Raw genomic sequence first — 19,717 nt, forward strand, 5'->3', positions numbered from 1 at the left:
GTCCAATGGCCATAGCGATCAATCTTCGATCTGATCATTTCTCCGCAGCCGAGATCGAGGGTCTGTGGGATCAGGTCGCGGCGTTCGAGGAGGTGCCGTCGATGCATGCGCTCGGCTATCGGCCGCACGTCACGTTTGCCATCTACGAATCGCCCGAGATCGACGTCGACACCGCATGGAACGCCATGCGCGAGGCCGCGCAGGGCGGCGCTGCTCTGGAGGTTCAGTTCAGCCGCATCCGCTGGTTCTCGCATCCCCAGTTCGTGCTGTGGGCCGAGCCGGCGATGAACGAGACGCTCTTCAGATGGCACGCCTCGATCGCGGCGGCGATCGACCCGGCGCATTGTCGTCCGCATTATCGCCCCGGCGCGTGGGTGCCGCACTGTACTCTGGGCACGCGGATCATGGACGGACGCCGCGACGACGCCATCGCTTTTGCGCGCTCGTTCGACCGTCGCTTCACCGTCGTGTTCGACGTCATCGATTGCGTGGTGTTTCCGCCCGTGCAGATCGTCGCGGAGCGGAAGCTGGCATGAGCGCCCACGGACGATCCCGGTTGTACCGAAATGAAGCTCAGCGCCAGGACGGCTTCGGCAACTGGTCGGGATTGAATTTCGGGACCGACCGAGGCGCTGGTGGAGCCGCGGCATCGTCGGATGCGGAAAACAGCAGGATTGCCTCGAATGGCACGTCGGGGGCCTCCGCGGCGTAGCCCCAGCACGTGAGGGGCGTGCTTCTGCAGCACCCTTCGAGGCTGAGCGTCAGCTCATCCGGGCCGAACAGCGACGGCTGTCCCGGGGCGTGACGTTTCGTCTTGACGATGGCTGTGAAGCGATCGCCGTCGGCCTCGTAGCATCCCGTGTAGCTCAGCACGGTATCGCCGCCGCAGACCTTGCCGCCCACCAGCTGGACGATACCCGTCCCCTGGCCCTTGGGGGTCTTGAACCAGGCGGAATAGGTGCCTTCTTTCATCATCTGCCGCAGATCCCGTCGTTGGGTCTCGCGCATCGTTGTGCGGCGCAAATTAAGAGAAGGTGAAAGCCACCGCGTGAATGGCACCAGGAACCGAAATTTGTTCGTGTACAAATGGTTGTGAACGAATCCGGGTCTGGCCCGATCGTCCGGCAACGGCTCGCCATCTGGGCGCCAGGTCACTTCCAGTTTTCGACCCAATCGGAGGCCGTGCGACTCCATTGGATGACTGAGGTGTCATCCAGACCAACATCGAACAGATTCCAGCGATAAGCGTCGATAGCCTCGTCGACCGTGCATCCCCAGAGATACGGAGGCGTTGTCGCGATGGACCGCTCGACCGGATCGCTCAGCTGTTGAGGTGGCGGAATGGGGATGCCGCGCAGATGGTTGGATGCGAGGTCCTGCTCGTAGAATTGAGCGAGGCTTTCGAGCAGGTCTGCGCAGGCCGTTGCGTGATCATAGCCGTGCGCTACATGCCCGAGCCAGTGCGGCGCGAGCGCACCGAGGGTGGGCGGCAGGTCCAGCGTCTTGACGAGGGGGGAGCTTATCTGTCCGGTGGCGAAATTGGCGAGCCCATGACAGGCCGCGGTGATCGCGATCATCAGATGCGTCTGCAGACGGCTCACAAACAGGAATTCGCGGCAATGACGGGCTTCCCATCCCCGACCTCCGCTACCCCGTCTCGCGTTCTCGCGGGTTGCCCGGAGCCCCTCCCAGTCGATCGGCGAACGGGCATGACGCACGAGCTTCAACGTGGAGAGATCATCGATCAGGAGATTGGGCTGCCCACGGACACGGTTGTAGCGATGCTCATAGAGGGGCACGACATCGAGAGTACGCGTGCCGGCCTTCAGGGACTCGATGATCAAGCATTCCTGGAGCAACGTCTCGAAGGTGTAGAAGAATGCAATCGAGGTGTCCGTAATGAATGCCGGAGAGGCAGGGCCGGGCTGACACCAGGTCTGGCCGATAATGGCGAACGGCGTCAGCGCATACAGCGAATGATAAGTGTAGCTGGGGTCACGCGCGCTCGGCAGCCGTGCAAGTCCAGCGATGATGTCCGCCAACCGGTTCGTGTCGCCATTCCAATGTCCGACATGCTGGATCCAGAGATTGGCATGATCCCGCCGTAGAGGTGGACCGAAGCGCAGGCCGCTGTACCGGTGTGGCAGCTGCAGCGCGCAGCCGACATGCCAGTCGAAATCGCCATCGGACATGCCGGACATGGCGATCTGTTCCTCCTTGTTGCGGCCAGGCGTCAGACCGAGCGGCCAGCGCGCCGCCTCGTAAACCGCGGTCGGCGAATCGAAGCGGAAATGTTCGGTTGGATCGACGAATTCGGATGACAGCCAGACGCGGACGGGATCGCCGAGCCGCGGCACGGATGCGTGCGGATGGACGAACCCAGGCGAGGCAGGGCCGCCGGTGGGCCGAGGGCGGATTACGAAGTGCACTGTCTTTGAAGGATCGGACGGTGATGGCATCGGCCGCTGCCTGCTCTCGCGAGGAATGACGGGTGGCAAGCCTATCAGATCCGGCCAACGATCTGAGCTGGGTCAGCCCATGCGAGACGCATGGTCGTCGCCGTGGTAAATGATCTGCCTCCGCGTCCCGGGCCGCGCCCTAAGAAAATTAGTCTGACGGGAGCACGGCACCCGTATATACGAACGAGACCGTGGCCAACCGAAAGATCCCGTGATGCCGTCCGAACCTCGCTCGCCGCGTCTTGCCGTTCTGATCGACGCGGACAACGCCTCGGCCAAGATCGTCGACGGGCTGTTCGAGGAGATCGCCAAGATCGGCGAGGCCAGCGTGCGCCGCATCTATGGCGACTTCTCCAGCCCGCGCTCGAAGCCATGGGCCGATACCTTGGCGCGCCACGCGATCGTGCCGCAGCAGCAGTTCGCCTACACCACGGGGAAGAACGCCTCCGACATCACGCTGGTGATCGATGCCATGGACCTGCTGCACAGCGGCCGCTTCGACGGCTTCTGCCTGGTGTCGTCCGACAGCGATTTCACGAGGCTTGCGGCGCGCATCCGCGAGCAGGGCGTCGACGTGTTCGGGTTCGGCGAGCAGAAGACGCCGGAGAGTTTCCGGCAGGCCTGCCGCCGGTTCGTCTATACAGAAAACCTTCGCAGCGACGCTGCGAGCAGCAAGGATGCCGATAGCGCTGCGGCGCCGAAGTCTCTGCTACCGATCAACGCGGCCACGCCGATGATCAAGAAGGTCATCACGCAGATGGACAGCGAGGATGGCTGGGTCGCGCTCGGCGAGGTCGGCAAGCAGCTCTCCAACCTGGTATCCGACTTCGACCCGCGCACCTATGGCTGCCGCAAGCTGAGCGATCTCGTCCGCAAGACCGGCGCCTTCGAGATCGAGGAGCAGACGAAGGGCGGCGGCTCGGTGCGCATCCGCGTCAGGGCGGTGAGCGGATCGCAGCCCAAAGCGAAGGCGCCGAGGACGGGCCAGCGCGAGGCGGTCAAGCCCGTGATGAAGGCCACGCCGAACTGAGCGTCGCCCTGCTCGCAACAACGGCGGACAGGTAGGGTGGGCAAAGCAGCCGCCGAAGGCGGCAGCGTGCCCACCGTCGGGCGGCGTGCTCAGCGGTGAGATGGTGGGCACGGCGCCACTACCAGCTCTCAGGGTGGCGAGAGCACGGCCGCGCCTTTGCCCACCCTACATTTCTTCGCCGCTCAGCCGCCCTGCCGCAGCTTCGCCAGCACCTTCAAGCCACCATATCCATCGGCCGGCTGGATGCCGGCCTTGGCCTGGAAGTCGCGGATCGCCTTCATGGTGTCGTTGCCGACGCGGCCGTCGGTGCCGCCGGTGTCGAAGCCGGCCGCGGTCAGGCGCTTCTGCATCTCCTGCACCTCGGCAAGCGTCAGCGCGCGCTCGGAGCCGGGGAACGGCTGCAGGAACGGCGGCGCGCCGAGGATGCGGTCGCCGAGATGGCAGATCGCGAGCGCGTAGCTCATCGCCGGATTGTAGGACTTCACCGAGTAGAAGTTCGGCCCCAGCAGGAAGGCGGGACCGCCCTCGGCCGGGATCCACAGCTGCGCCGAGGCGTTGGCTTGCGGAAATGGCTGGCCGTCGGCGCGCGTGACGCCGGCCGCCTGCCAGGCCGCGTAGCTGCGGCTGCCCGACATGTTGCCGGGCGCGCGGACCTCGTAGCCCCAGTGCTCGCCACGGTGATACTTGCCGCGGTTGACGAGATAGCGCGCGGTCGAGCCGAGCGCGTCATCGGGCTTGCCGAACGGGTTGATCTTGCCGTCGCCGTCATAGTCGAAGCCGACATTGAGCCAGACTTCAGGCATCCACTGCGTGTGGCCCATCGCCCCGGCCCAGGAGCCGCGCATCTCCTCGGGCGTGCTCCAGCCGCGGTCGACGATTCTGAGCGCGTTGGCGAGTTCGGTCTCCCAATAGGCCTTGCGGCGCGGCTCGTTCCAGGCCAGCGCGGCCAGCGCCGGGAACACCGGGCGCATGTGGTTTTGCTGCACCAGCGGATCGCCGAACGCGGACTCGACGCCCCATAGCGCGAGCAGGGTACCGCGCTCGACGCCAAAATCCTTCTCGATGCGGGCGAACAGCGCCTCGTTCTTCTGCAGCGCGATCTTGCCGTTGATGACGCGCCAGTCGGAGACGCGGCGGTTGATGTATTGCCAGAGCTGCTCCTTGAACTCCGGCTGGTTGCGCATCTCCTTGAACACGGTCATGTCGGGCTCGAGCCGCGCCATGACCCGCGTCCAGGTCGCCTGCGAGATGCCCTTGGCGAGCGCGCGGCCGCGAAACCCGTCGCGCCAGGCGTCGAATTCGGCGGGCGCGGCGGCGGCAGGGAAGGTGGGGGCGAGCAGGGCGGCGGCACTGATGCCGGAGCGGAGCAAGGCGCGGCGGGTCATGGATTCGGACTGGGTCATGGCCGGCAGTCTATCCGTTGACGCAGGCCGACGGCAGGCCCCGCAGCGGTCAATCCTGGTGGAACTCGGCGGCCAGGCGCGCCAGCCAGCGGCGGATGGTCGCGAGTTCCCGCTCGTTCAGGCCGCCGGCGAGCCGCTGGTCCAGCGCGGTGGCCCGGCGCCGTGCCGTGGCCAGCAGAGCGAGCCCGCGGCGGGTCAGGCTCGACTGCAGCACCCGCCCATGCACGGGATGCGGCGTCCTTCGGATGGCGCCGTCGCGTTCGAGATTACCGATGATCACGTTCACGGTCTGCGGCGTCAGCAAGGCGACGCGCGCGAGGTCGGCGCCGGACAGCCCTGGATAGGCCTTCAGCATCGTCAGCACCACGAACTGCGGATGGGTGAGGCCGGTCGACGCGAGCGCGCGGTCGAGCGACAGCCGCGCCGCGGCCTGCGCCTGGCGCAACAGGTAGGCAAGATGGCCGTCCTCGCCGCGCTTGCCCTCGCCGGGCGCTGGCGGCCGCACCGGAACGGCGGCGGCCACGCCCAGGCGTCCGCGCCGTGCGGTCCCCTTCGGGGGCCATGCGGGCGTGGCCGTCGCCCGGGACGGCGGTCGTGTCGTCGTCTTGCGCATGAAATCAAAGCTCTGATAAGTTGTCAGTGCACTGATAACATACGAGATGATCCATGTCACATGCACGCAGCGAGTACACCGACTTCAGGAGCCAGGCGCCGGAGCTCTATGAGGCCATTCTTGCGGTCAGCCAGCAGGCCGCGAAAGCCGGGCTCGACAAGCAGCTGCTCGAGCTCGTCAAGATCCGGGCGTCGCAGATCAACGGCTGTGCGTTCTGCGTGCAGCATCACGTGCTGCTGGCGGAGAAGCTCGGCGTCTCCGCCGACAAGATCAACCTCGTCGTGGTCTGGCGCGAGGCGCCGCAATTCTCGGTGCGCGAGCGCGCGGCGCTGGCCTTCACCGAGGCGCTGACGACGCTGAAGGATGGCGTCAGCGACGATGTCTATGATCAGGCGAGGGCTGAATTCTCCGAGACTGAGCTGGTGTTTCTCACGTCGGCGATCGGCGTGATCAATCTCTGGAACCGGTTCGGCGCAGCCTTCCGCTGGACGCCGACCGAGCGGCCGGCACGCGCCGCCGCCTCGTCCTGAGGCGCCGGGAACTTTGGCGCGACCCGGCGTGTTGTACGTGGAAAGCTTCTGGAGGCACGCATGACCGAGCAGAAAGAGCCGCTCAAGCCGAACGATTTTCCGCTCGAGGCCGAGCAGGGGCGCGTCTGTCGCCAGGACGGCAAGCCGATCGCGCGGACCAACACCGACGCGATGGCGCATGAGATCGCCGAGCGCCTCAACGCGGACGAACAGCGCCGCGAAGAGGACAAGTGGTCGGCGTGATCGGTCGCGGCACGAGCCGGCGAGCCATGCGCTCGCCGGGCGCGTCTGCCGCCATCAGAACCGGTAGTTCAGGCCAATATTGACCGTGTTGATACGGTCCTTCAGGCTTCCGGTCGCGAACGCGTTGGCGTCCGTGAGCCTGAAAGCATTGTCGCCGAACGAATAGAAATTGTACTCGAGGTTCGCCGACCAATGCTGCGCAAAGGCCCATTCCACGCCTGCGCCCGCGGTCCAGCCGGACACAATCCTGCTCCCTCTCGGGTCGACGGTCGGGCGCCCCGGAAGCGCGAACACAATATCGGATTTTTCGCGCGTCCAGGCCGCACCACCTCTGGCATAGGCCAGCCAACCGCTTGCGAAACCGTAGCCGAGGCGTGCGGTGGTGGAGGCCAGGAGATCATTGCGCACGGTGAAGTGCGAGGGCACGGTCAGCCCCGTTGCAAAATCCGTCAGCCGGCCTTGTGTGTCGCTCGTCAGGCCCAGCCAGGACGCTCGCGCCTCGATCCCGACCACCCAGGGCGATGCAAGCTGATAGTCGCAACCGATCTGTCCACCCGCTGCAACACCAACAGAACTGAAATCGCCGGAGCTTCGGATCTTGTCGTCGCTGATCGCCGCTCCGAGTTGACCGCCGATGAAACAGCCGGTCCAGGAGAAGCTCGCCACAGCGGGCGCCTTCGTGACAGCCTTGAGCGGGAGGTCGGCCGCATGCGCACACGTCACGGTGGACACAACCGCCAGGATCGAACCGATCTTCAACATGTTTCCCCCAAGACCCCCGTCTCTCTCAGCAAGGTTTTTTCATGGCCGAGCGGACCGCGACACATCGGCGCGGTTGTGACGAAATGTTTCCAGGGTTGTGTGGTTTTGGGACGACACATTGCCGGGCCGTCCGAAGGCTGCCCCTGTGTTCGCAGGGCGAGTTGCCGCCACACGATGATCATCGAGGCGTATCGATTAGGACGGCAAGTCGATCGCTACGACTCACCGAAGCTGTGATCCCGCGGCACCAGATCGAGCTGATCTCAGGACGCGCCAAGCGAGACGTCGATCCAATGGCTCCTCAATTTGCGTCAGCCCCTCAAAACGGGTTGGCCGGCTGCGCACGCTTGGGGCCTTCCGGCTTCGGCTCGACGGCGAGGCTGGGGTCGGTGGGCAGCACGCGCGCTCCGGCGGCTTGCGTGACGTGGCCGGTCATCGAATGGCGCGCCTCGTCAGCGGATTTGATCTCGGGCGGATGCCAGCGGTCGCGCACCAGCATGGTCAACGCTCCCACGCAGCCCACTGCGATCACGGCTGCCACGAGCGCGGCTCCGGTTCTGCTCTGAGGTTTGCTTGTCACGATCGGTCATCCTCCTTGTGGGAGGCTAACCCGGAGTGGCCGGCGGCGGTTCCGGGTGCGCGGTTGTGCGCCCCGCGGCATCAGTTCCGGTCGTGGCCTGCAGCCGCATCGGCCTGGGGACTCGCGACGAGTGGAAGCGTCCCCGTGGTGGCTGGCGGTGAGCTGACCGCTGACGAGATGGCAAGCGGCGAGGACGCCATGTCCGGTCCGATCTCGCTGCCGCGACCGCCGATCAGCCGCTCATAGGCCGCGATCAAGGTCGTATAGGGATTGACCCAGATCCAGCCGTCGCGCGTGAACACCTGGACGTCGAAGTGCAGGTGGCGGGTGGTGCCGTTGGGGTGGTCGAGATAGTTCGAGACGACGCCGATCGGCTCGCCTTCACGCAGCATGCGGCCGTTGAGCAGGCCGTCCGCATCCATGGCCGCGGGGTTCATGTGCATGTAGCGGAAGCGGATGTGCTCGGTGCCGGTGTTGACCTGTACGGTCACCGCCTGCTGCCTGGTCGAGCGGATCACGACGCCGTCGCGCACCGCGAGCACGCGTTGCCGCCAGGGATCGCAGCCGTCGGCGCCGTCGCGGCGCACCGGACAGACGCCGGGACGCAGATCCTGGCCCTGATGGCCGAAGCCGCTGGCACACTGGCCGACATTGAAGCTGCGCGCCTCGCAGAAATTGTCGCGCCAGGGATACTGGCTCCAGGGCTGCTCGAGCTTGTCGCTCGCACGCCGGCGGCCGAAGGATTGCGAATGCACATAGGCCGGCGAGTCGAGCGGGAAGCGGATCTGCGAATAGGCGGTGCGGTCGGCGCGCCCGCTCTGGCCGCGCGCGCCGCTGTTGGCGACGATGTCGCCGGTGGGGCGATAGGTGAAGTCGGCGTCGAGCGCGAGCGGCCGCTCGGTGGCAACCGGCGCGATGTCCGGCGGAGTTCGCGCCGGCAGGCCACCGGCCAGTCGCAACGATTTCAGGAAGCGCTCGGCGATCGGGTACGCCTCGCGACAGGCCAGGCGCCGCGGCCGCGGCGCGCTGTCGAGGCACTGGATCGAGACCACATAGGGCACGCCGAAGCGGGTGAAGGCGTAGCGGACATAGCCCTCGCGGATGAAGCGGCGCAGATCGGGATAGACAGCGGCAAGCGCCTTGACGGGCTCGCCCTTGAGGCCAGCGGGATCGGCGACATCGTAGCTGATCAGCGAGCCGGTGATCTGGATCTCGACCGGCTTCACGAAAGTCCGCGATGGCAGGCCGGAGACGGCCTCTGGCGGCAACGAGAACACGGCGTCGTAACCGGAAGGGCCGGCATCGAACAGGTCCGTCTGGAAGTCGGCCTGGAAGCGCGGCAGGGCTGCCGGGTCGATCGCAGTCGTACGGCGCGCGGCGAGATAGGCCGTGGTGTCGAACGGCAGCAAAACGGGGACCGGACTGCGTCCGATCCCCGTGAAGATCGCCGAGGTCACGCCATTGAGCTGGGTGAGCGCGGGCCGCCGGCGCGGATCATCGGCCCCTACGCTGCGCCGGCGTGCTGACAGCGCAAAGTCGGCGGCGACCTCGGGCGCCGCGTTGAGCTCGGAGCGCAGCTGGTCCATCGCCGCGCGCCAGTCGGCGCGATTGACCGTGACGGCAGGCGCGACGAACGCATCGGCCGCACGTCCCCCGGACGACGCGGCCAGCGTGATGATCATCGCCAGAACGGCGACGACGATGGTGACCCTTGCCCCCAATCCCCCGCGCCCCCCGGCGTCAGACCATCCACCCGCTCATGTGCCCGCCCTTTATGCGCCCTTGGCGCGTTCCGAGATCTCAGTCCTTGGCGCGCTCGCAATAGGAGCCGTCCTCGGTCATGACGACGATGCGGGTGCCGACGGTGATGTGCGCCGGCACCCCGGTGCGGACACCGTTGGAGAGCACGGCGGGCTTGTAGGAGGACGACGCGGTCTGACCCTTGGTGACCGGCTCGGTTTCCATCACCTCGAGCGTGACGCGCTGCGGCAGCGTGATCGACACCGGCACCACGTCGTGCATCGACAGCTTGACGGTCATGTTCTCCTGCAGATAGGCCGCCTGCGAGCCGACGACGTCCTTCGGAACCTGGACCTGATCGTAGCTCTCCGGGTTCATGAAGTGGAAGCCGTCGGCATCTTCGTAGAGAAAGGTGAAGTTGCGTTCTTCGATCGTCGCCTTCTCGACCTGGTCGGTGGTCTTGTAGCGCTCGGAGATCTTCACACCATCGCTGATTCGGCGCATTTCGATCTGGCTGACCGGCGTGCCCTTGCCCGGATGGATGTTCTCGGCGGTCACGACGACATAGAGCTTTCCATCTTGCTCAATGACGTTACCCTTGCGAATAGAGCTGGCGATGACTTTCAAAGCTGTTTTCCTGACACTGAAAAGGGGGCGCCGGACTGAGCCGGGGCGCCGCGCGACGCGGAATGCGGTTTCGGGCGGCAACATACTGATTTTGTCCGGGGTTGCCAGTCTTTTGGCCAGTCTTTTGCGGCCCGCACGGGCGATTCCCTGATGTCCCGCGAGCCTGCGCCTTCGCCCTGGTGGTCGCCGCAGCGGCACGCCGATGTCAGGCCGTTCCTGCTCGCGCGGGCCGCCATCACCCGCGCGCTGCGGGCCTGGTTCGACGAGCAGGGCTTCACCGAGGTCGAGACCGGCATCCTGCAGGTGTCGCCGGGCAATGAGACCCATCTGCACGCGCCGGCCACCGAGCTGACCGGCGCGGACGGGGCCCGAGCCAGGCGGTATCTGAGAACCTCGCCGGAATTCGCCTGCAAGAAGCTGCTGGCCGCCGGGGAGCGTCGCATCTTCGAGTTTGCCCGTGTGTTCCGCGACCGCGAGCGCGGCGACCTGCATCTGCCGGAATTCACCATGCTGGAGTGGTACCGGGCAGACGCGCCCTATGACGCCATCATGGCGGACACGATCGTCATCATCGCCCACGCCGCCCAGGCCACCGGGATCCGGCAGTTCGCCTTCCGTGGCCGGACCGCTGACCCGTTCGCCGAGCCCGAGCTGCTGACGGTTGCGGATGCGTTCGCCCGATACGCCGGCATCGACCTGCTGGCGACCATCCGCGACGGCGCGGGCGACCGCGACGCGCTGGCGGCGGGGGTTCAGGGCAAGATCCGGATCAGCGACGATGACACCTGGTCGGACCTGTTCAGCAAGGTGCTGGTCGAGCATGTCGAGCCGCGGCTCGGGCAGGGACGTTTGACGGTGCTGTACGAATACCCCACGCCGGAAGCCGCGCTGGCGCGGGTGAAGGCCGGCGAGCCCCGCGTGGCCGAGCGGTTCGAGGTCTATGCCTGCGGCGTCGAGCTTGCCAACGGTTTTGGCGAGCTCACCGACGCCGCCGAGCAGCGCCGCCGCTTCGAGGACGAGATGACGGAGAAGGAGCGGCGCTATGGCGAGCGCTATCCGCTCGACGAGGATTTCCTCGCCGCTGTGGCTGAGATGCCGCAGGCGAGCGGCGTCGCGCTCGGCTTCGACCGGCTGGTGATGCTGGCAGCCGGCGCTGTTCGAATCGACCAGGTGGTGTGGACGCCGCCGGCAGGTGAGCGATGAACAGAATCGAACGTCCTGCGACTCTGCGGAGCGCCGCGGATCTCGTCGCGAACCCGGCCGAGCAGCCGGTGTTGGAGCGTGTGGCGCAGCGCTATGCGGTCGCAGTGACCACGCATCTGGCCGACCTGATCGATACCAACGATCCCGATGATCCAATCGCGCGCCAGTTCGTGCCGAGCCCCCACGAGCTGAACGCAGGTCCCGGCGAGCGCGGCGATCCGATCGGTGACGATACGCATGCGCCGGTCCCGGGCATCGTGCACCGCTACCCGGATCGCGTGCTGCTCAAGCTCGTTCATGTCTGCGCGGTGTATTGCCGCTTCTGCTTCCGCCGCGAGATGGTCGGACCCGGCAAGGACAACGCGCTGTCGGACGAGGCCTATCGCGGGGCGATCGACTACATCCGCGGCCGAGCCGAGATCTGGGAGGTCATCCTCACCGGCGGCGATCCCCTGATGCTGTCGCCGCGCCGGCTGAAGGAGATCATGGCCGATCTCGCCGCGATCGATCACGTCAAGATCATCCGAATCCACACGCGACTGCCGGTCGCCGATCCCCAGCGCATCACCCCCGCGCTGGTCGATGCGCTCAGGGTGCAGGGCGCGGCGACCTGGGTCGCGCTGCACGCCAATCATCCGCGCGAGCTGAGCACGGAGGTACGCGCCGCCTGCGCGCGGCTGGTCGACGCCGGAATTCCGCTCGTGAGCCAGTCCGTGCTGCTGCGCGGGGTCAATGACGATGCAGCGACATTGGAGGCCCTGATGCGCGCCTTCGTCGAGACCCGTATCAAGCCGTATTACCTGCACCACGGCGACCTCGCGCCGGGCACGGCGCATCTGCGCACGACCTTGGCGCACGGGCAGGAGCTGATTCGGGCGTTGCGTGGCCGAGTCTCCGGCCTGTGCCAGCCGGACTACGTGCTCGACATTCCCGGCGGCTATGGCAAGGCGCCGGCGGGGCCGCAATACATCAGTGCCGAGGATTCTGTTGAGCAGGATCATGCGGCGGGTGCGCAAACGCGCTATCGTGTGATTGACTATTGCGGCGAGGCGCACCTCTATCCGCCCGCTGGCGAATGACGTGACGCGCCGATTCCGCTGACACGGAGGAGCAACATGAACAGATTTTCGATCGCGATGGGGCTCCTGATGCTCGTGGCAAGTGGCGGAGCGCTGGCGCAGAGCGGCGCCGGCTCCGCCGGCGGTGCCGGATCGAAAGGCGGCACGTCGTCACAGGCGCCGGTCGGCCACCGTCAGGTGCGCCCGGCCGATCTGCCGAAGGCCGAGCAGGCCGAAGAGAATTCGATGAGCGGGATGACCAAGGAAGACCGCGAGCTCGACCGCAAGATCAAGAGCATCTGCCGCGGCTGCTGAAGAAGCCGCAGAAGCGGCGCGCGCCGAGGCGCGCCGCCCGATCCTTGATACGCGTTACGCCGAGCGTTCGTGCAACTTGTCGCAGCCCGTGGCCCGCCGGGCAGCGACCGCGTCGGCGAGCTGCTCCAGCACCTCGACCGTCGTGTCCCAGCCGATACAACCGTCGGTGATGCTCTGGCCGTAGGTCAGCGGCACGCCCGGCCGCACGTCCTGCCGTCCGGCGACGAGATGGCTCTCGACCATCACGCCCATGATGCGCTGCTCGCCGTCGGCCAGCTGGCGCGCGACGTCGGCGGCGACGAGAGGTTGGTTCTCCGGCTTCTTGCTCGAATTGGCATGGCTGGTATCGATCATCAGCCGCGCCGGCAGGCCGGAGGCGACCAGCTCGACTGCAGCCTGCTCGACATGGGCGGCATCGTAGTTGGGGCCGCTGCCGCCGCGCAGGATGATGTGGCAATCCTCATTGCCGGTGGTGGCCGCAATGCCGGAGCGCCCGCCCTTGGTCACCGCCATGAAGTGATGCGGATGGGCGGCCGATTTGACCGCGTCGGTGGCGATGCGGATGTTGCCGTCGGTGCCGTTCTTGAAGCCGACCGGGCAGGACAGGCCGGAGGCGAGCTCGCGATGGATCTGGCTCTCGGTCGTGCGCGCGCCGATGGCGGCCCAGGCGACCAGGTCCGCGATGTATTGCGGCGTCGTCATGTCCAGGAATTCGGTTGCGGCCGGCAGGCCGAGATTGTTGACGGCGGACAGCACGTTGCGGGCGAGCCGCAGGCCTTTGTTGATGTCGAAGGAGTTGTCGAGATCCGGATCGTTGATCAGGCCTTTCCAGCCGACGGTCGTCCGCGGCTTCTCGAAATAGACCCGCATCACGACCTCGAGCCTGTCGGCAAGGCGCTCGCGCAGGGCCGCGAGGCGCGCGGCATAGTCGACTGCGGCGTCGGGATCATGGATCGAGCAGGGGCCGACGATCACCAGCAGCCGGTCATCGGTGCCGGTGAGGATGGCGTGGATCGCGTTGCGCGCCGCCATCACGACACGCGTGGCGGTGAGGGTGCGCGGAATCTCGCCCATCACCTCCGCAGGCGTGCTCAATTCCTTGATTTCCTTGATGCGAAGATCGTCTGTCGTACTCAGCACGGCGGGCTCCTGCGTTGCGTTGTGGGCACCTGCCGGCCATAAAAAAAGCCGCCAGGATCTGGCGGCTGTTCGGATATCTTGCTGCAATTTGTCAGATTGAGCGCGATCCTCCCGCCGCCAGCGAGCTGTCGTAGCTAAAGTACCAATAGAAGCTGGTGGCGGCGTTGATCATGGCTGCTCTATAGCCGGCTCACGCCGGCTTGTCATCTCGAAAATCGCAACCCCTTCGGGTCAGCCGTTCCGTGCCGCGAGCGCCATGCCGATCATCGACAGTCCGCCGAACAGGAGATTGATGCCGACCAGGAGGCCGATCGCCCAGAGTGCCGTGCCGGGCAGGCCGGAGATGATGATGCCGGCGATGACGATGTCGACGACGCCTGAGGCCGCGAGCCACGACCAGCGCCCGGACAATTCACGCCGATGCTCCAGCGCGTACATGATGGTGGCCACGCCCTCGGCCAGGAAATAGATGCCGATGACGACTGTGAGCGTCACGGTGCCCTGCACCGGCTGTGCGATCAGGATGATGCCGGCGACGATCGCGAGCGCGGCCGATAGCAGCGACCACCAGAAGCCAGGCATCCCGCGCGCCCAGAAGGTCAGCGCAAGCCCCGCGATGCCCGAGATCAGGAACATCCAGCCGAGGAAGATCGTCACGGCAAGGCTGGCCGCCCAGGGCAGTATCATCGCGGCCAGCCCGAGAACGGCGAGCAGGATGCCTTCGATCAGGAAGGCCTTCCAATGCGCGCGGACCGCCGCGCTCATCGCGGACCTCATGCGCTCGAGCTCGGGGGGAATCGTATCCTGGGGAAGGGTCATGATCGTAACTCCCGGCGAGGTCGCGCGCAGGACGCGTGCGCGCACGTGAGGAACATGGTTAGGAACCGCAGCCCGGACAAGCGCGCGATGCGCTTTTGGTTGCCGATTCCTGCCTGCCCACCTCAGCCGAATGCCGACTCAAGCTGTCGTTCGCATCCGGTTGCGGCCGAGAATGTAGATCGTCGTCGTGACAATCAATAGGGCGGCGCCGAGCAGTATCGCCGTCAGTCCCAGTGGAACCAGCACCATCGTGACGTTGCGGTCGGGGTTGAGCAGCCAGTGCCGGATCGAGGTCAGCACGAATCCGAGCCCGATGAAGCCCGCGGCACCGCCGAGCAGCAGCAGCGCCCACATTCGGCGCAGCTGGCTCAGCCGGGCTCGCGCGAGGTCGGTGCGCGGCGTGTGGTGATGAGCGACTTTCCGGACCAGGCGGATGGCGACCCCGATCGAGGAGAATCCGATCAGCACGCTGGCGCCGCCGAGCCAGAGCCGCACGATCGGGTCCAGATCTGGCACCCTCTGCAGCATCAGGAGCGGATAATCGAAGGCGGCATGCAGGGCGACGGGCGCAGCCACCACCAGCGCCCAGCTCGACATCCGCGCCCAGTCGCGATTATGGCGGTGGGCGCCGAGCGCCGTTCCGGCGCGCGCGATCGCGAGATAGGCGCCGGCGATGATGCCGAGCGCGCCGTGGAATGGTACGGTCAGCACGCTGCGCAGCGCCGCCAGCGAGCGCCACATCTCGGCATGCTGGACCAGATAAGCGAGGTTCTCGTAGGCTGCGAAGCCGAGGCCCACGGCGGCGCCGTAGAACACCGTATCCATGGCATTGCCGAATTGCCGGCGCCGCGACGAGATCGCGGCAATCACCGCGATTTTCGCGATCTCCTCGGGGATGGCGACGCTGAACAAGACCCGGGTCAGCTGCGCCGCCCAGGGGGCCTCCAGCGACAATCCGATGTCGCGAAACGGCGCCCGCACGATGCCGAGCAACAGCACGCTGGCGGCTCCAAGCAGGAACGCGGTCCAGATCTTGAGCGGCGGACCAGAATTGTCACCCGCGGCGACCACGAGCCACAGGATCAGGAGCGCGGGCGCAATGGCCGCGGTCCCGATCACGGTGGGAAGGGCTTCGAGCAGGTTCATTTGGGAAGGCAGGTAGGCCATGTTCTCCGATCATCCGATGCCGCCGGCGGAACCGCGCTCTCCGCCTCCTGTCAATGGCATGGATTTGACATCGATGGGCGGCCGCGGGGCAAGAGCTACATGTCGGCAGAAACGACCTGCTTATCAAGGGACCAGATCTCGCGGCCGGCCCGACAGGGGACGGCCCCCGGCTTTGCCTGGGAGGCCGCAAAGGTTCGGTTCGCGATGGGATGGTCACGGCCGAAGGCGCAGGTCCCGCGGCGAGCGGGATGATTCGGGAGGCGCGCGGACGGATCGTTTGCCGTGCAGGCTTGACCGGTCTTTTGCGGAGCGAGTGTATTGCTATGGTTCCCACCGCCCGGCGCGATCGCGTGCTGGAGCGTGGTGGGTCGTACAAGCCGATATCCAACTCAGTCCGTTTGCGCGGCCACGTCCGGCGCCGCCGTCTTACGCTCGAGCCAGGAGCCCGGTGCCTGATACCAGACCCGCTCGGCGTCGGCGGGTGAGGGATCGCCGATGTGCAGGGCGTTGATCGGGACCTCGCCCGCCGCCAGGCCCTCGAGCGCGGCTTTCAATAGTTGGCTGGCGTGTTCGTCGCGGCCGTCCACGCAGGGGTAGATGCTGACCCCGCCGAGCGATGAGGCCACGAACGATTTGCCCCGCCGGGTCGCTCGCAGCAGAAATCCCGACCATGTGTCGGTGGTGAGCGGCAGCAGCAGCCGGCCGGCTTCGACCAGACCATCGAGCCATTGCGGGGCAGGGTGCGTGCAGCCTGCGAACACGATCACGAGGTCGAATGCGCCGGCGCCCGTCGTGCGGCCATCGCTCGGGACCACGTCGACCTGCGGCCAGGGTGTCAGATTGTCACGAGCCCGAACCGCCAGACCCGGATCGATCTCGACGGCCGTGACGTGACCGGTGGGGCCGACGATCTCGGCGAGGACGGCCGAATAGTAGCCGGTCCCGGCGCCGATCTGCAGCACGCGTTCGCCGCCGGCGATGTCGAGGTGTTCGAAATTGCGTGCCCAGAAGCTGGGCATGCCATTGTTGAGATTGCGGCTGGGGTCGATCGAGACCAGAACATCGTGATAGAGCCAGCGCGGGTCGCTGTCCGGGGTCACGAACGGCTCCTGGTAGGGGTATGGAATGATACGCCAGGGACCGGGGCCGACAAACGGCTCGCGCGGGACAGCGGCGAAGGCGTCGATCACGCGCAGGTTGCGCAGCACCGGGGTCTTGCAGCGCAGATCTTCGGCATACCAACGGCGCGCCGCCAATGTGTCGTCCATGGCTCTTTCTCCTGTTGCCGATGGAGATGATGCGGTCCCGGGTCGCCGGCGCGGACAGACCAAAATATTTCGCAAGGCGCTGTCCGCGCTGCGCCGGCTGGTCCGCATAATGGGGGACATGGAACGATCGACTGTCACTTCTGGAGTCGCGACCGCGGCTGGTCGGACCACCGCCGACGCAGCGTCGGCGATCGATGCGCTGTCCGAGACCGACCTGGTGCGGCTGAAGGCCCTGGCGCAACTGTGGAGCCGCGGACTGCCGGGAGGGCTCGGTTGGGCCGATGTGCTGCATGAGGCGATCGTGCGCGTTCTCGACGGATCGCGCGTCTGGCCGTTTGGGGTCCCGATCCTGGCGTTTTTGTCCGGCGTCATGCGCAGCATCTGCGACGATTACTGGCGGTGCGTCCGCCGCGAGCAGCGGCTGCTCGTCAGTCGCGATGGTCAGGGCCAAGGCAGCTCATCGGCCGATCCGATCGACGAATTGGCCGACCCTGAGCGGGTGGCTGTCGCCGTCGCAGGGCTGGCCGAAGTGATGCGGCTGTTCGCGGGAGACCCAGTCGTGCTGAAGATCATCGACGGCTTGGCCAACGGGCTCGTGGCCAGGGATATCTGCAGGGCCTATGGCATCTCCGCGCTCGACTATGACACCGCCCGGCGGCGGATGCGGCGCACGCTGCTGCGCCATCAACCGAACTGGAGCGCACCGTGACACGCTGGCACCCTCGCCTTGAGCTCACCCGGCTGCTCGACGCCCTGAGCGAGGACATCATCGCTGCGACCGATGAGGAGGTGCGGCAGCTGCACGGACGTGCCGTCGCCGGCGCGGCGCGCGAGGTGAAGCGGCTCGTCAAGGCGGCGAGAGCCGATAAGGGGAGCGGCGCGATGGCGGGTCTGAATGATCCCGGCTCCGGCCTGCGGCCGGTTGGAGCAGCTCGACGGCCGTCGCATCAACAGCGACACTGATGCCGCTCGGCGATATCAGCGTGTCCGGGAGCTTCTCGGCACGCTGCCGTCGCCGTCACGCGCCGGCGTCTCACGCCGCGGCTCTGGCGGCGTCCAGGCGTCGGTTCGAGAGGGGGCCGGTGCCTCGGCAGTGGCGGGCTTCTCGACGCAGCTCAGCCGCGGGGTGGGATCGGCGACGCGCCGGCATTCCAAGCCTTCGGCGAAGGCGGTTTGGCTGAGCGCACAGGCGGCGAGGAAGATAGGAATGCGTCTCATGAAGCTTACCCGGCGGCCATATTGAAGTGCCCCGAGCGAGTCGATCACCGAGGCTGCTGCGGTGTTGCCGTGAAAAGGCGCTTTTTTTTGGCCATTCTCGCCTTCAGTTTCAAGATGTCTGTTGTCGGGATGGCACACAGCAGACATCGTTTGCGTGAATGCTATGTATATGATCGTTGTGGTTGCGGCGCGTTCGGCCGAGATCGACGATCAGCTGCTTGCGGTCACGGTTTCCGTTGCAGTGACGGCATCGCGTGGGTCGCCGCGCATCGCGATCACCGCGATCAGGCCGAGGCCTACGCCGATCATCACGTAGAAGATCGGGGCGAGGGGCGAATGGGTGAGCGCGATCAGCCACGTCACGAAGAACTGCGCGAAGCCACCTGAGATCAGCACCGCGACGTTGTTGACGATGGACAGCGAGGTGGAGCGCACGCGGACCGGAAACAGCTCGACCAGGGTGGTGCAATAGACGCCGAGGAAGAATGCACTGAAGCAGCCGATCACGACCTGGCAGACCAACAGCCTGCCGATCGACGGCGCGGCGATGACCCAGGCGTACAGCGGATACAGCAGCACGAAATAGCCGGCGAGCGAGACCAGCAACAGCGGCTTGCGCGGGTAGCGGTCAGACACGGCGCCGGCGATCGGCACCACAATGGTCATCACCACGGCGGCGATCAGCTGCACCAGGAAGCTCTGCATCAGCGGCAGCTTCAGCACGTCCTTGGCATAGGTCACGGTGTAGCCGAAGGTGACGTAGAACGACACGGCGCTGGCGACCACCATGCCCATGCCGATCAGATAGTTGCGGCCGGGGTGCTTGAGCGCCGCCACGAAGCGGTCGCCATGGCCTGCGGATTTGACGCGGACGAACGCCTCGGGCTCGACCAGCTTGGTCCGCATCACGAACAGGATCGGCACGATCAGGAGGCCGACGATGAAGGGAATGCGCCAGGCCCCGGCGTTGATCTGCTCCTGGGTGAAGATCATCGTGATGCCGGCGCCGAGCGTCGCGCCGAGCGCGTTGGCCATCAATTGGCCGGCGATCTGCCAGGAGCCGAAGAAGCCGGTGCGGCCGGGCGGGGCCGCCTCGATCAGATAGGCGGTCGAGGTGCCGAACTCGCCGCCGACCGAGAAGCCCTGCAGGAGGCGCGCGATCAGCACGATGAAGGGCGCGGCGAAGCCGGCCGTGGCATAGGTCGGCGTCAGCGCCAGCAGCGCGACCGACAGGCCCATCAGCGCCATGCCGAGCGTCATCGCCGCCTTGCGGCCGTGCCTGTCGCCGAAATAGCCGAGCGCGAGGCCGCCGACCGGACGCATGAAGAAGCCGGTGCCGAACAGCGCCGTCGTCAGCAGCAGCGCGTTGATCTCGCTTCCCGGCACCTTGGGGTCGACCGGAAAGAACAGGGTCTTGATGACCGGCGTCATCAGCGCGAACACCGTGAAGTCGTACCACTCCATCGCGTTGCCGGCGATTGCCGCGATCATGGCCGTCCTGCTCTTCGTCTGCATCTGTGCGGTCCCTCGTTCGCTCGGCGT

At 66.4% G+C, this 19,717-nt stretch carries 23 protein-coding genes; 9 read left to right on the top strand and 14 right to left on the bottom strand.

What is annotated here, in order from left to right; genetic code table 11:
* The first annotated feature begins 5 nt into the window (after positions 1-5).
* Complete coding sequence (locus LQG66_RS04355) at positions 6-536, top strand: 2'-5' RNA ligase family protein (RefSeq protein WP_231323785.1); 531 nt, start codon at positions 6-8, stop codon at positions 534-536.
* 37 nt (positions 537-573) lie between these two features.
* On the opposite strand, the gene LQG66_RS04360 is transcribed toward LQG66_RS04355, so the two are convergent.
* Both LQG66_RS04360 and LQG66_RS04365 read right to left on the bottom strand, forming a co-directional pair.
* Positions 574-975: a hypothetical protein gene (locus LQG66_RS04360; RefSeq protein ID WP_231323787.1), complete on the bottom strand. Its 402-nt coding sequence runs from the start codon at positions 973-975 to the stop codon at positions 574-576.
* 176 nt (positions 976-1,151) lie between these two features.
* Positions 1,152-2,201 (bottom strand): hypothetical protein, encoded by a 1,050-nt coding sequence (locus tag LQG66_RS04365; protein ID WP_231323789.1) that lies wholly within the window; start codon positions 2,199-2,201, stop codon positions 1,152-1,154.
* A 472-nt stretch (positions 2,202-2,673) separates the two neighbouring features.
* Here LQG66_RS04365 and LQG66_RS04370 point away from each other — a divergent pair, with 472 nt between their 5' ends.
* Complete coding sequence (locus tag LQG66_RS04370; protein WP_231323791.1) at positions 2,674-3,489, top strand: NYN domain-containing protein; 816 nt, start codon at positions 2,674-2,676, stop codon at positions 3,487-3,489.
* Between the two features lie 182 nt (positions 3,490-3,671).
* Here LQG66_RS04370 and LQG66_RS04375 read toward each other — a convergent pair whose 3' ends face one another.
* Together LQG66_RS04375 and LQG66_RS04380 are read right to left on the bottom strand one after the other, a co-directional pair.
* Positions 3,672-4,892: a lytic murein transglycosylase gene (locus LQG66_RS04375; RefSeq protein ID WP_231323793.1), complete on the bottom strand. Its 1,221-nt coding sequence runs from the start codon at positions 4,890-4,892 to the stop codon at positions 3,672-3,674.
* Positions 4,893-4,941: 49 nt separating this feature from the next.
* Positions 4,942-5,505 carry a MarR family winged helix-turn-helix transcriptional regulator gene (locus LQG66_RS04380; protein ID WP_231323795.1) on the bottom strand — a complete coding sequence of 188 codons (564 nt, stop codon included), beginning with the start codon at positions 5,503-5,505 and terminating at the stop codon, positions 4,942-4,944.
* Between the two features lie 53 nt (positions 5,506-5,558).
* On the opposite strand from LQG66_RS04380, the gene LQG66_RS04385 reads away from it, so the two are divergent.
* Together LQG66_RS04385 and LQG66_RS04390 are read left to right on the top strand one after the other, a co-directional pair.
* Positions 5,559-6,035 (top strand): carboxymuconolactone decarboxylase family protein, encoded by a 477-nt coding sequence (locus tag LQG66_RS04385; RefSeq protein WP_231323797.1) that lies wholly within the window; start codon positions 5,559-5,561, stop codon positions 6,033-6,035.
* 60 nt (positions 6,036-6,095) lie between these two features.
* Positions 6,096-6,278: a hypothetical protein gene (locus LQG66_RS04390; RefSeq protein WP_231323799.1), complete on the top strand. Its 183-nt coding sequence runs from the start codon at positions 6,096-6,098 to the stop codon at positions 6,276-6,278.
* Between the two features lie 54 nt (positions 6,279-6,332).
* On the opposite strand, the gene LQG66_RS04395 is transcribed toward LQG66_RS04390, so the two are convergent.
* From LQG66_RS04395 to efp, 4 genes are all read right to left on the bottom strand, one after another.
* Entirely contained in the window at positions 6,333-7,040 is a 708-nt protein-coding gene (locus LQG66_RS04395) for an outer membrane protein (RefSeq protein WP_231323801.1), read from the bottom strand.
* A 319-nt stretch (positions 7,041-7,359) separates the two neighbouring features.
* Positions 7,360-7,539, bottom strand: coding sequence for a hypothetical protein (locus tag LQG66_RS04400; RefSeq protein WP_231323803.1), 180 nt, complete (start codon positions 7,537-7,539; stop codon positions 7,360-7,362).
* A gap of 161 nt (positions 7,540-7,700) precedes the next feature.
* Entirely contained in the window at positions 7,701-9,302 is a 1,602-nt protein-coding gene (locus LQG66_RS04405; RefSeq protein WP_231327685.1) for a M23 family metallopeptidase, read from the bottom strand.
* Between the two features lie 118 nt (positions 9,303-9,420).
* A complete protein-coding gene (gene efp / locus LQG66_RS04410) occupies positions 9,421-9,987 on the bottom strand; it encodes an elongation factor P (RefSeq protein WP_231323805.1) in 567 nt (188 codons plus the stop codon).
* A 150-nt stretch (positions 9,988-10,137) separates the two neighbouring features.
* Here efp and epmA point away from each other — a divergent pair, with 150 nt between their 5' ends.
* Genes epmA through LQG66_RS04425 form a run of 3 tightly spaced genes read left to right on the top strand, consistent with a single transcriptional unit; the run spans position 10,138 to position 12,563 of the window.
* Complete coding sequence (gene epmA / locus LQG66_RS04415; protein WP_231323808.1) at positions 10,138-11,190, top strand: EF-P lysine aminoacylase EpmA; 1,053 nt, start codon at positions 10,138-10,140, stop codon at positions 11,188-11,190.
* Positions 11,187-12,269: a lysine-2,3-aminomutase-like protein gene (locus tag LQG66_RS04420; protein ID WP_231323810.1), complete on the top strand. Its 1,083-nt coding sequence runs from the start codon at positions 11,187-11,189 to the stop codon at positions 12,267-12,269. Before epmA ends, LQG66_RS04420 begins: the two co-directional genes overlap by 4 nt.
* 36 nt (positions 12,270-12,305) lie before the next feature.
* The gene (locus LQG66_RS04425; protein ID WP_231323812.1) at positions 12,306-12,563 is read left to right on the top strand and encodes a hypothetical protein; all 258 of its coding nucleotides are present in this window, start codon (positions 12,306-12,308) and stop codon (positions 12,561-12,563) included.
* Between the two features lie 54 nt (positions 12,564-12,617).
* Here the strand turns inward: LQG66_RS04425 and LQG66_RS04430 are convergent, their stop codons facing one another.
* The 4 genes from LQG66_RS04430 to LQG66_RS04445 all read right to left on the bottom strand — a co-directional run bounded on the left by LQG66_RS04430 (position 12,618) and on the right by LQG66_RS04445 (position 16,945).
* Positions 12,618-13,703, bottom strand: a complete 1,086-nt coding sequence (locus tag LQG66_RS04430) for a 3-deoxy-7-phosphoheptulonate synthase (RefSeq protein ID WP_256460604.1) — start codon at positions 13,701-13,703, stop codon at positions 12,618-12,620.
* Positions 13,704-13,934: 231 nt separating this feature from the next.
* Entirely contained in the window at positions 13,935-14,522 is a 588-nt protein-coding gene (locus tag LQG66_RS04435; RefSeq protein ID WP_231323814.1) for an HdeD family acid-resistance protein, read from the bottom strand.
* Positions 14,523-14,660: 138 nt separating this feature from the next.
* Entirely contained in the window at positions 14,661-15,689 is a 1,029-nt protein-coding gene (locus LQG66_RS04440; protein ID WP_231323816.1) for a PrsW family glutamic-type intramembrane protease, read from the bottom strand.
* A gap of 389 nt (positions 15,690-16,078) precedes the next feature.
* Complete coding sequence (locus LQG66_RS04445; RefSeq protein ID WP_231323818.1) at positions 16,079-16,945, bottom strand: protein-L-isoaspartate O-methyltransferase family protein; 867 nt, start codon at positions 16,943-16,945, stop codon at positions 16,079-16,081.
* 229 nt (positions 16,946-17,174) lie between these two features.
* On the opposite strand from LQG66_RS04445, the gene LQG66_RS04450 reads away from it, so the two are divergent.
* Together LQG66_RS04450 and LQG66_RS04455 are read left to right on the top strand one after the other, a co-directional pair.
* Positions 17,175-17,666, top strand: a complete 492-nt coding sequence (locus LQG66_RS04450) for an RNA polymerase sigma factor (RefSeq protein WP_231323820.1) — start codon at positions 17,175-17,177, stop codon at positions 17,664-17,666.
* Entirely contained in the window at positions 17,663-17,920 is a 258-nt protein-coding gene (locus tag LQG66_RS04455) for a hypothetical protein (protein WP_231323822.1), read from the top strand. Before LQG66_RS04450 ends, LQG66_RS04455 begins: the two co-directional genes overlap by 4 nt.
* Positions 17,921-17,935: 15 nt before the next feature.
* Here the strand turns inward: LQG66_RS04455 and LQG66_RS04460 are convergent, their stop codons facing one another.
* Both LQG66_RS04460 and LQG66_RS04465 read right to left on the bottom strand, forming a co-directional pair.
* The gene (locus tag LQG66_RS04460; RefSeq protein ID WP_231323824.1) at positions 17,936-18,175 is read right to left on the bottom strand and encodes a hypothetical protein; all 240 of its coding nucleotides are present in this window, start codon (positions 18,173-18,175) and stop codon (positions 17,936-17,938) included.
* A gap of 210 nt (positions 18,176-18,385) precedes the next feature.
* A complete protein-coding gene (locus tag LQG66_RS04465; protein ID WP_231323826.1) occupies positions 18,386-19,690 on the bottom strand; it encodes a citrate-proton symporter in 1,305 nt (434 codons plus the stop codon).
* Positions 19,691-19,717 lie beyond the last annotated feature (27 nt).

The sequence above is a fragment of the Bradyrhizobium ontarionense genome, assembly GCF_021088345.1.
GTDB lineage: Bacteria > Pseudomonadota > Alphaproteobacteria > Rhizobiales > Xanthobacteraceae > Bradyrhizobium > Bradyrhizobium ontarionense.

What these genes read in the sequence shown, in the direction of transcription:
- LQG66_RS04405 (WP_231327685.1), bottom strand. Translation starts at nt 9,302, where the DNA reads ATGATCATCACGCTGGCCGCGTCGTCCGGGGGACGTGCGGCCGATGCG.
- LQG66_RS04425 (WP_231323812.1), top strand. Translation starts at nt 12,306, where the DNA reads ATGAACAGATTTTCGATCGCGATGGGGCTCCTGATGCTCGTGGCAAGT.
- LQG66_RS04385 (WP_231323797.1), top strand. Translation starts at nt 5,559, where the DNA reads ATGTCACATGCACGCAGCGAGTACACCGACTTCAGGAGCCAGGCGCCG.
- LQG66_RS04370 (WP_231323791.1), top strand. Translation starts at nt 2,674, where the DNA reads ATGCCGTCCGAACCTCGCTCGCCGCGTCTTGCCGTTCTGATCGACGCG.
- LQG66_RS04465 (WP_231323826.1), bottom strand. Translation starts at nt 19,690, where the DNA reads ATGCAGACGAAGAGCAGGACGGCCATGATCGCGGCAATCGCCGGCAAC.
- LQG66_RS04380 (WP_231323795.1), bottom strand. Translation starts at nt 5,505, where the DNA reads ATGCGCAAGACGACGACACGACCGCCGTCCCGGGCGACGGCCACGCCC.
- LQG66_RS04395 (WP_231323801.1), bottom strand. Translation starts at nt 7,040, where the DNA reads ATGTTGAAGATCGGTTCGATCCTGGCGGTTGTGTCCACCGTGACGTGT.
- LQG66_RS04440 (WP_231323816.1), bottom strand. Translation starts at nt 15,689, where the DNA reads ATGGCCTACCTGCCTTCCCAAATGAACCTGCTCGAAGCCCTTCCCACC.
- LQG66_RS04360 (WP_231323787.1), bottom strand. Translation starts at nt 975, where the DNA reads ATGATGAAAGAAGGCACCTATTCCGCCTGGTTCAAGACCCCCAAGGGC.
- LQG66_RS04420 (WP_231323810.1), top strand. Translation starts at nt 11,187, where the DNA reads ATGAACAGAATCGAACGTCCTGCGACTCTGCGGAGCGCCGCGGATCTC.
- LQG66_RS04390 (WP_231323799.1), top strand. Translation starts at nt 6,096, where the DNA reads ATGACCGAGCAGAAAGAGCCGCTCAAGCCGAACGATTTTCCGCTCGAG.
- LQG66_RS04365 (WP_231323789.1), bottom strand. Translation starts at nt 2,201, where the DNA reads ATGTCCGGCATGTCCGATGGCGATTTCGACTGGCATGTCGGCTGCGCG.
- LQG66_RS04400 (WP_231323803.1), bottom strand. Translation starts at nt 7,539, where the DNA reads ATGCTGGTGCGCGACCGCTGGCATCCGCCCGAGATCAAATCCGCTGAC.
- LQG66_RS04375 (WP_231323793.1), bottom strand. Translation starts at nt 4,892, where the DNA reads ATGACCCAGTCCGAATCCATGACCCGCCGCGCCTTGCTCCGCTCCGGC.
- LQG66_RS04460 (WP_231323824.1), bottom strand. Translation starts at nt 18,175, where the DNA reads ATGAGACGCATTCCTATCTTCCTCGCCGCCTGTGCGCTCAGCCAAACC.
- epmA (WP_231323808.1), top strand. Translation starts at nt 10,138, where the DNA reads ATGTCCCGCGAGCCTGCGCCTTCGCCCTGGTGGTCGCCGCAGCGGCAC.
- LQG66_RS04355 (WP_231323785.1), top strand. Translation starts at nt 6, where the DNA reads ATGGCCATAGCGATCAATCTTCGATCTGATCATTTCTCCGCAGCCGAG.
- LQG66_RS04435 (WP_231323814.1), bottom strand. Translation starts at nt 14,522, where the DNA reads ATGACCCTTCCCCAGGATACGATTCCCCCCGAGCTCGAGCGCATGAGG.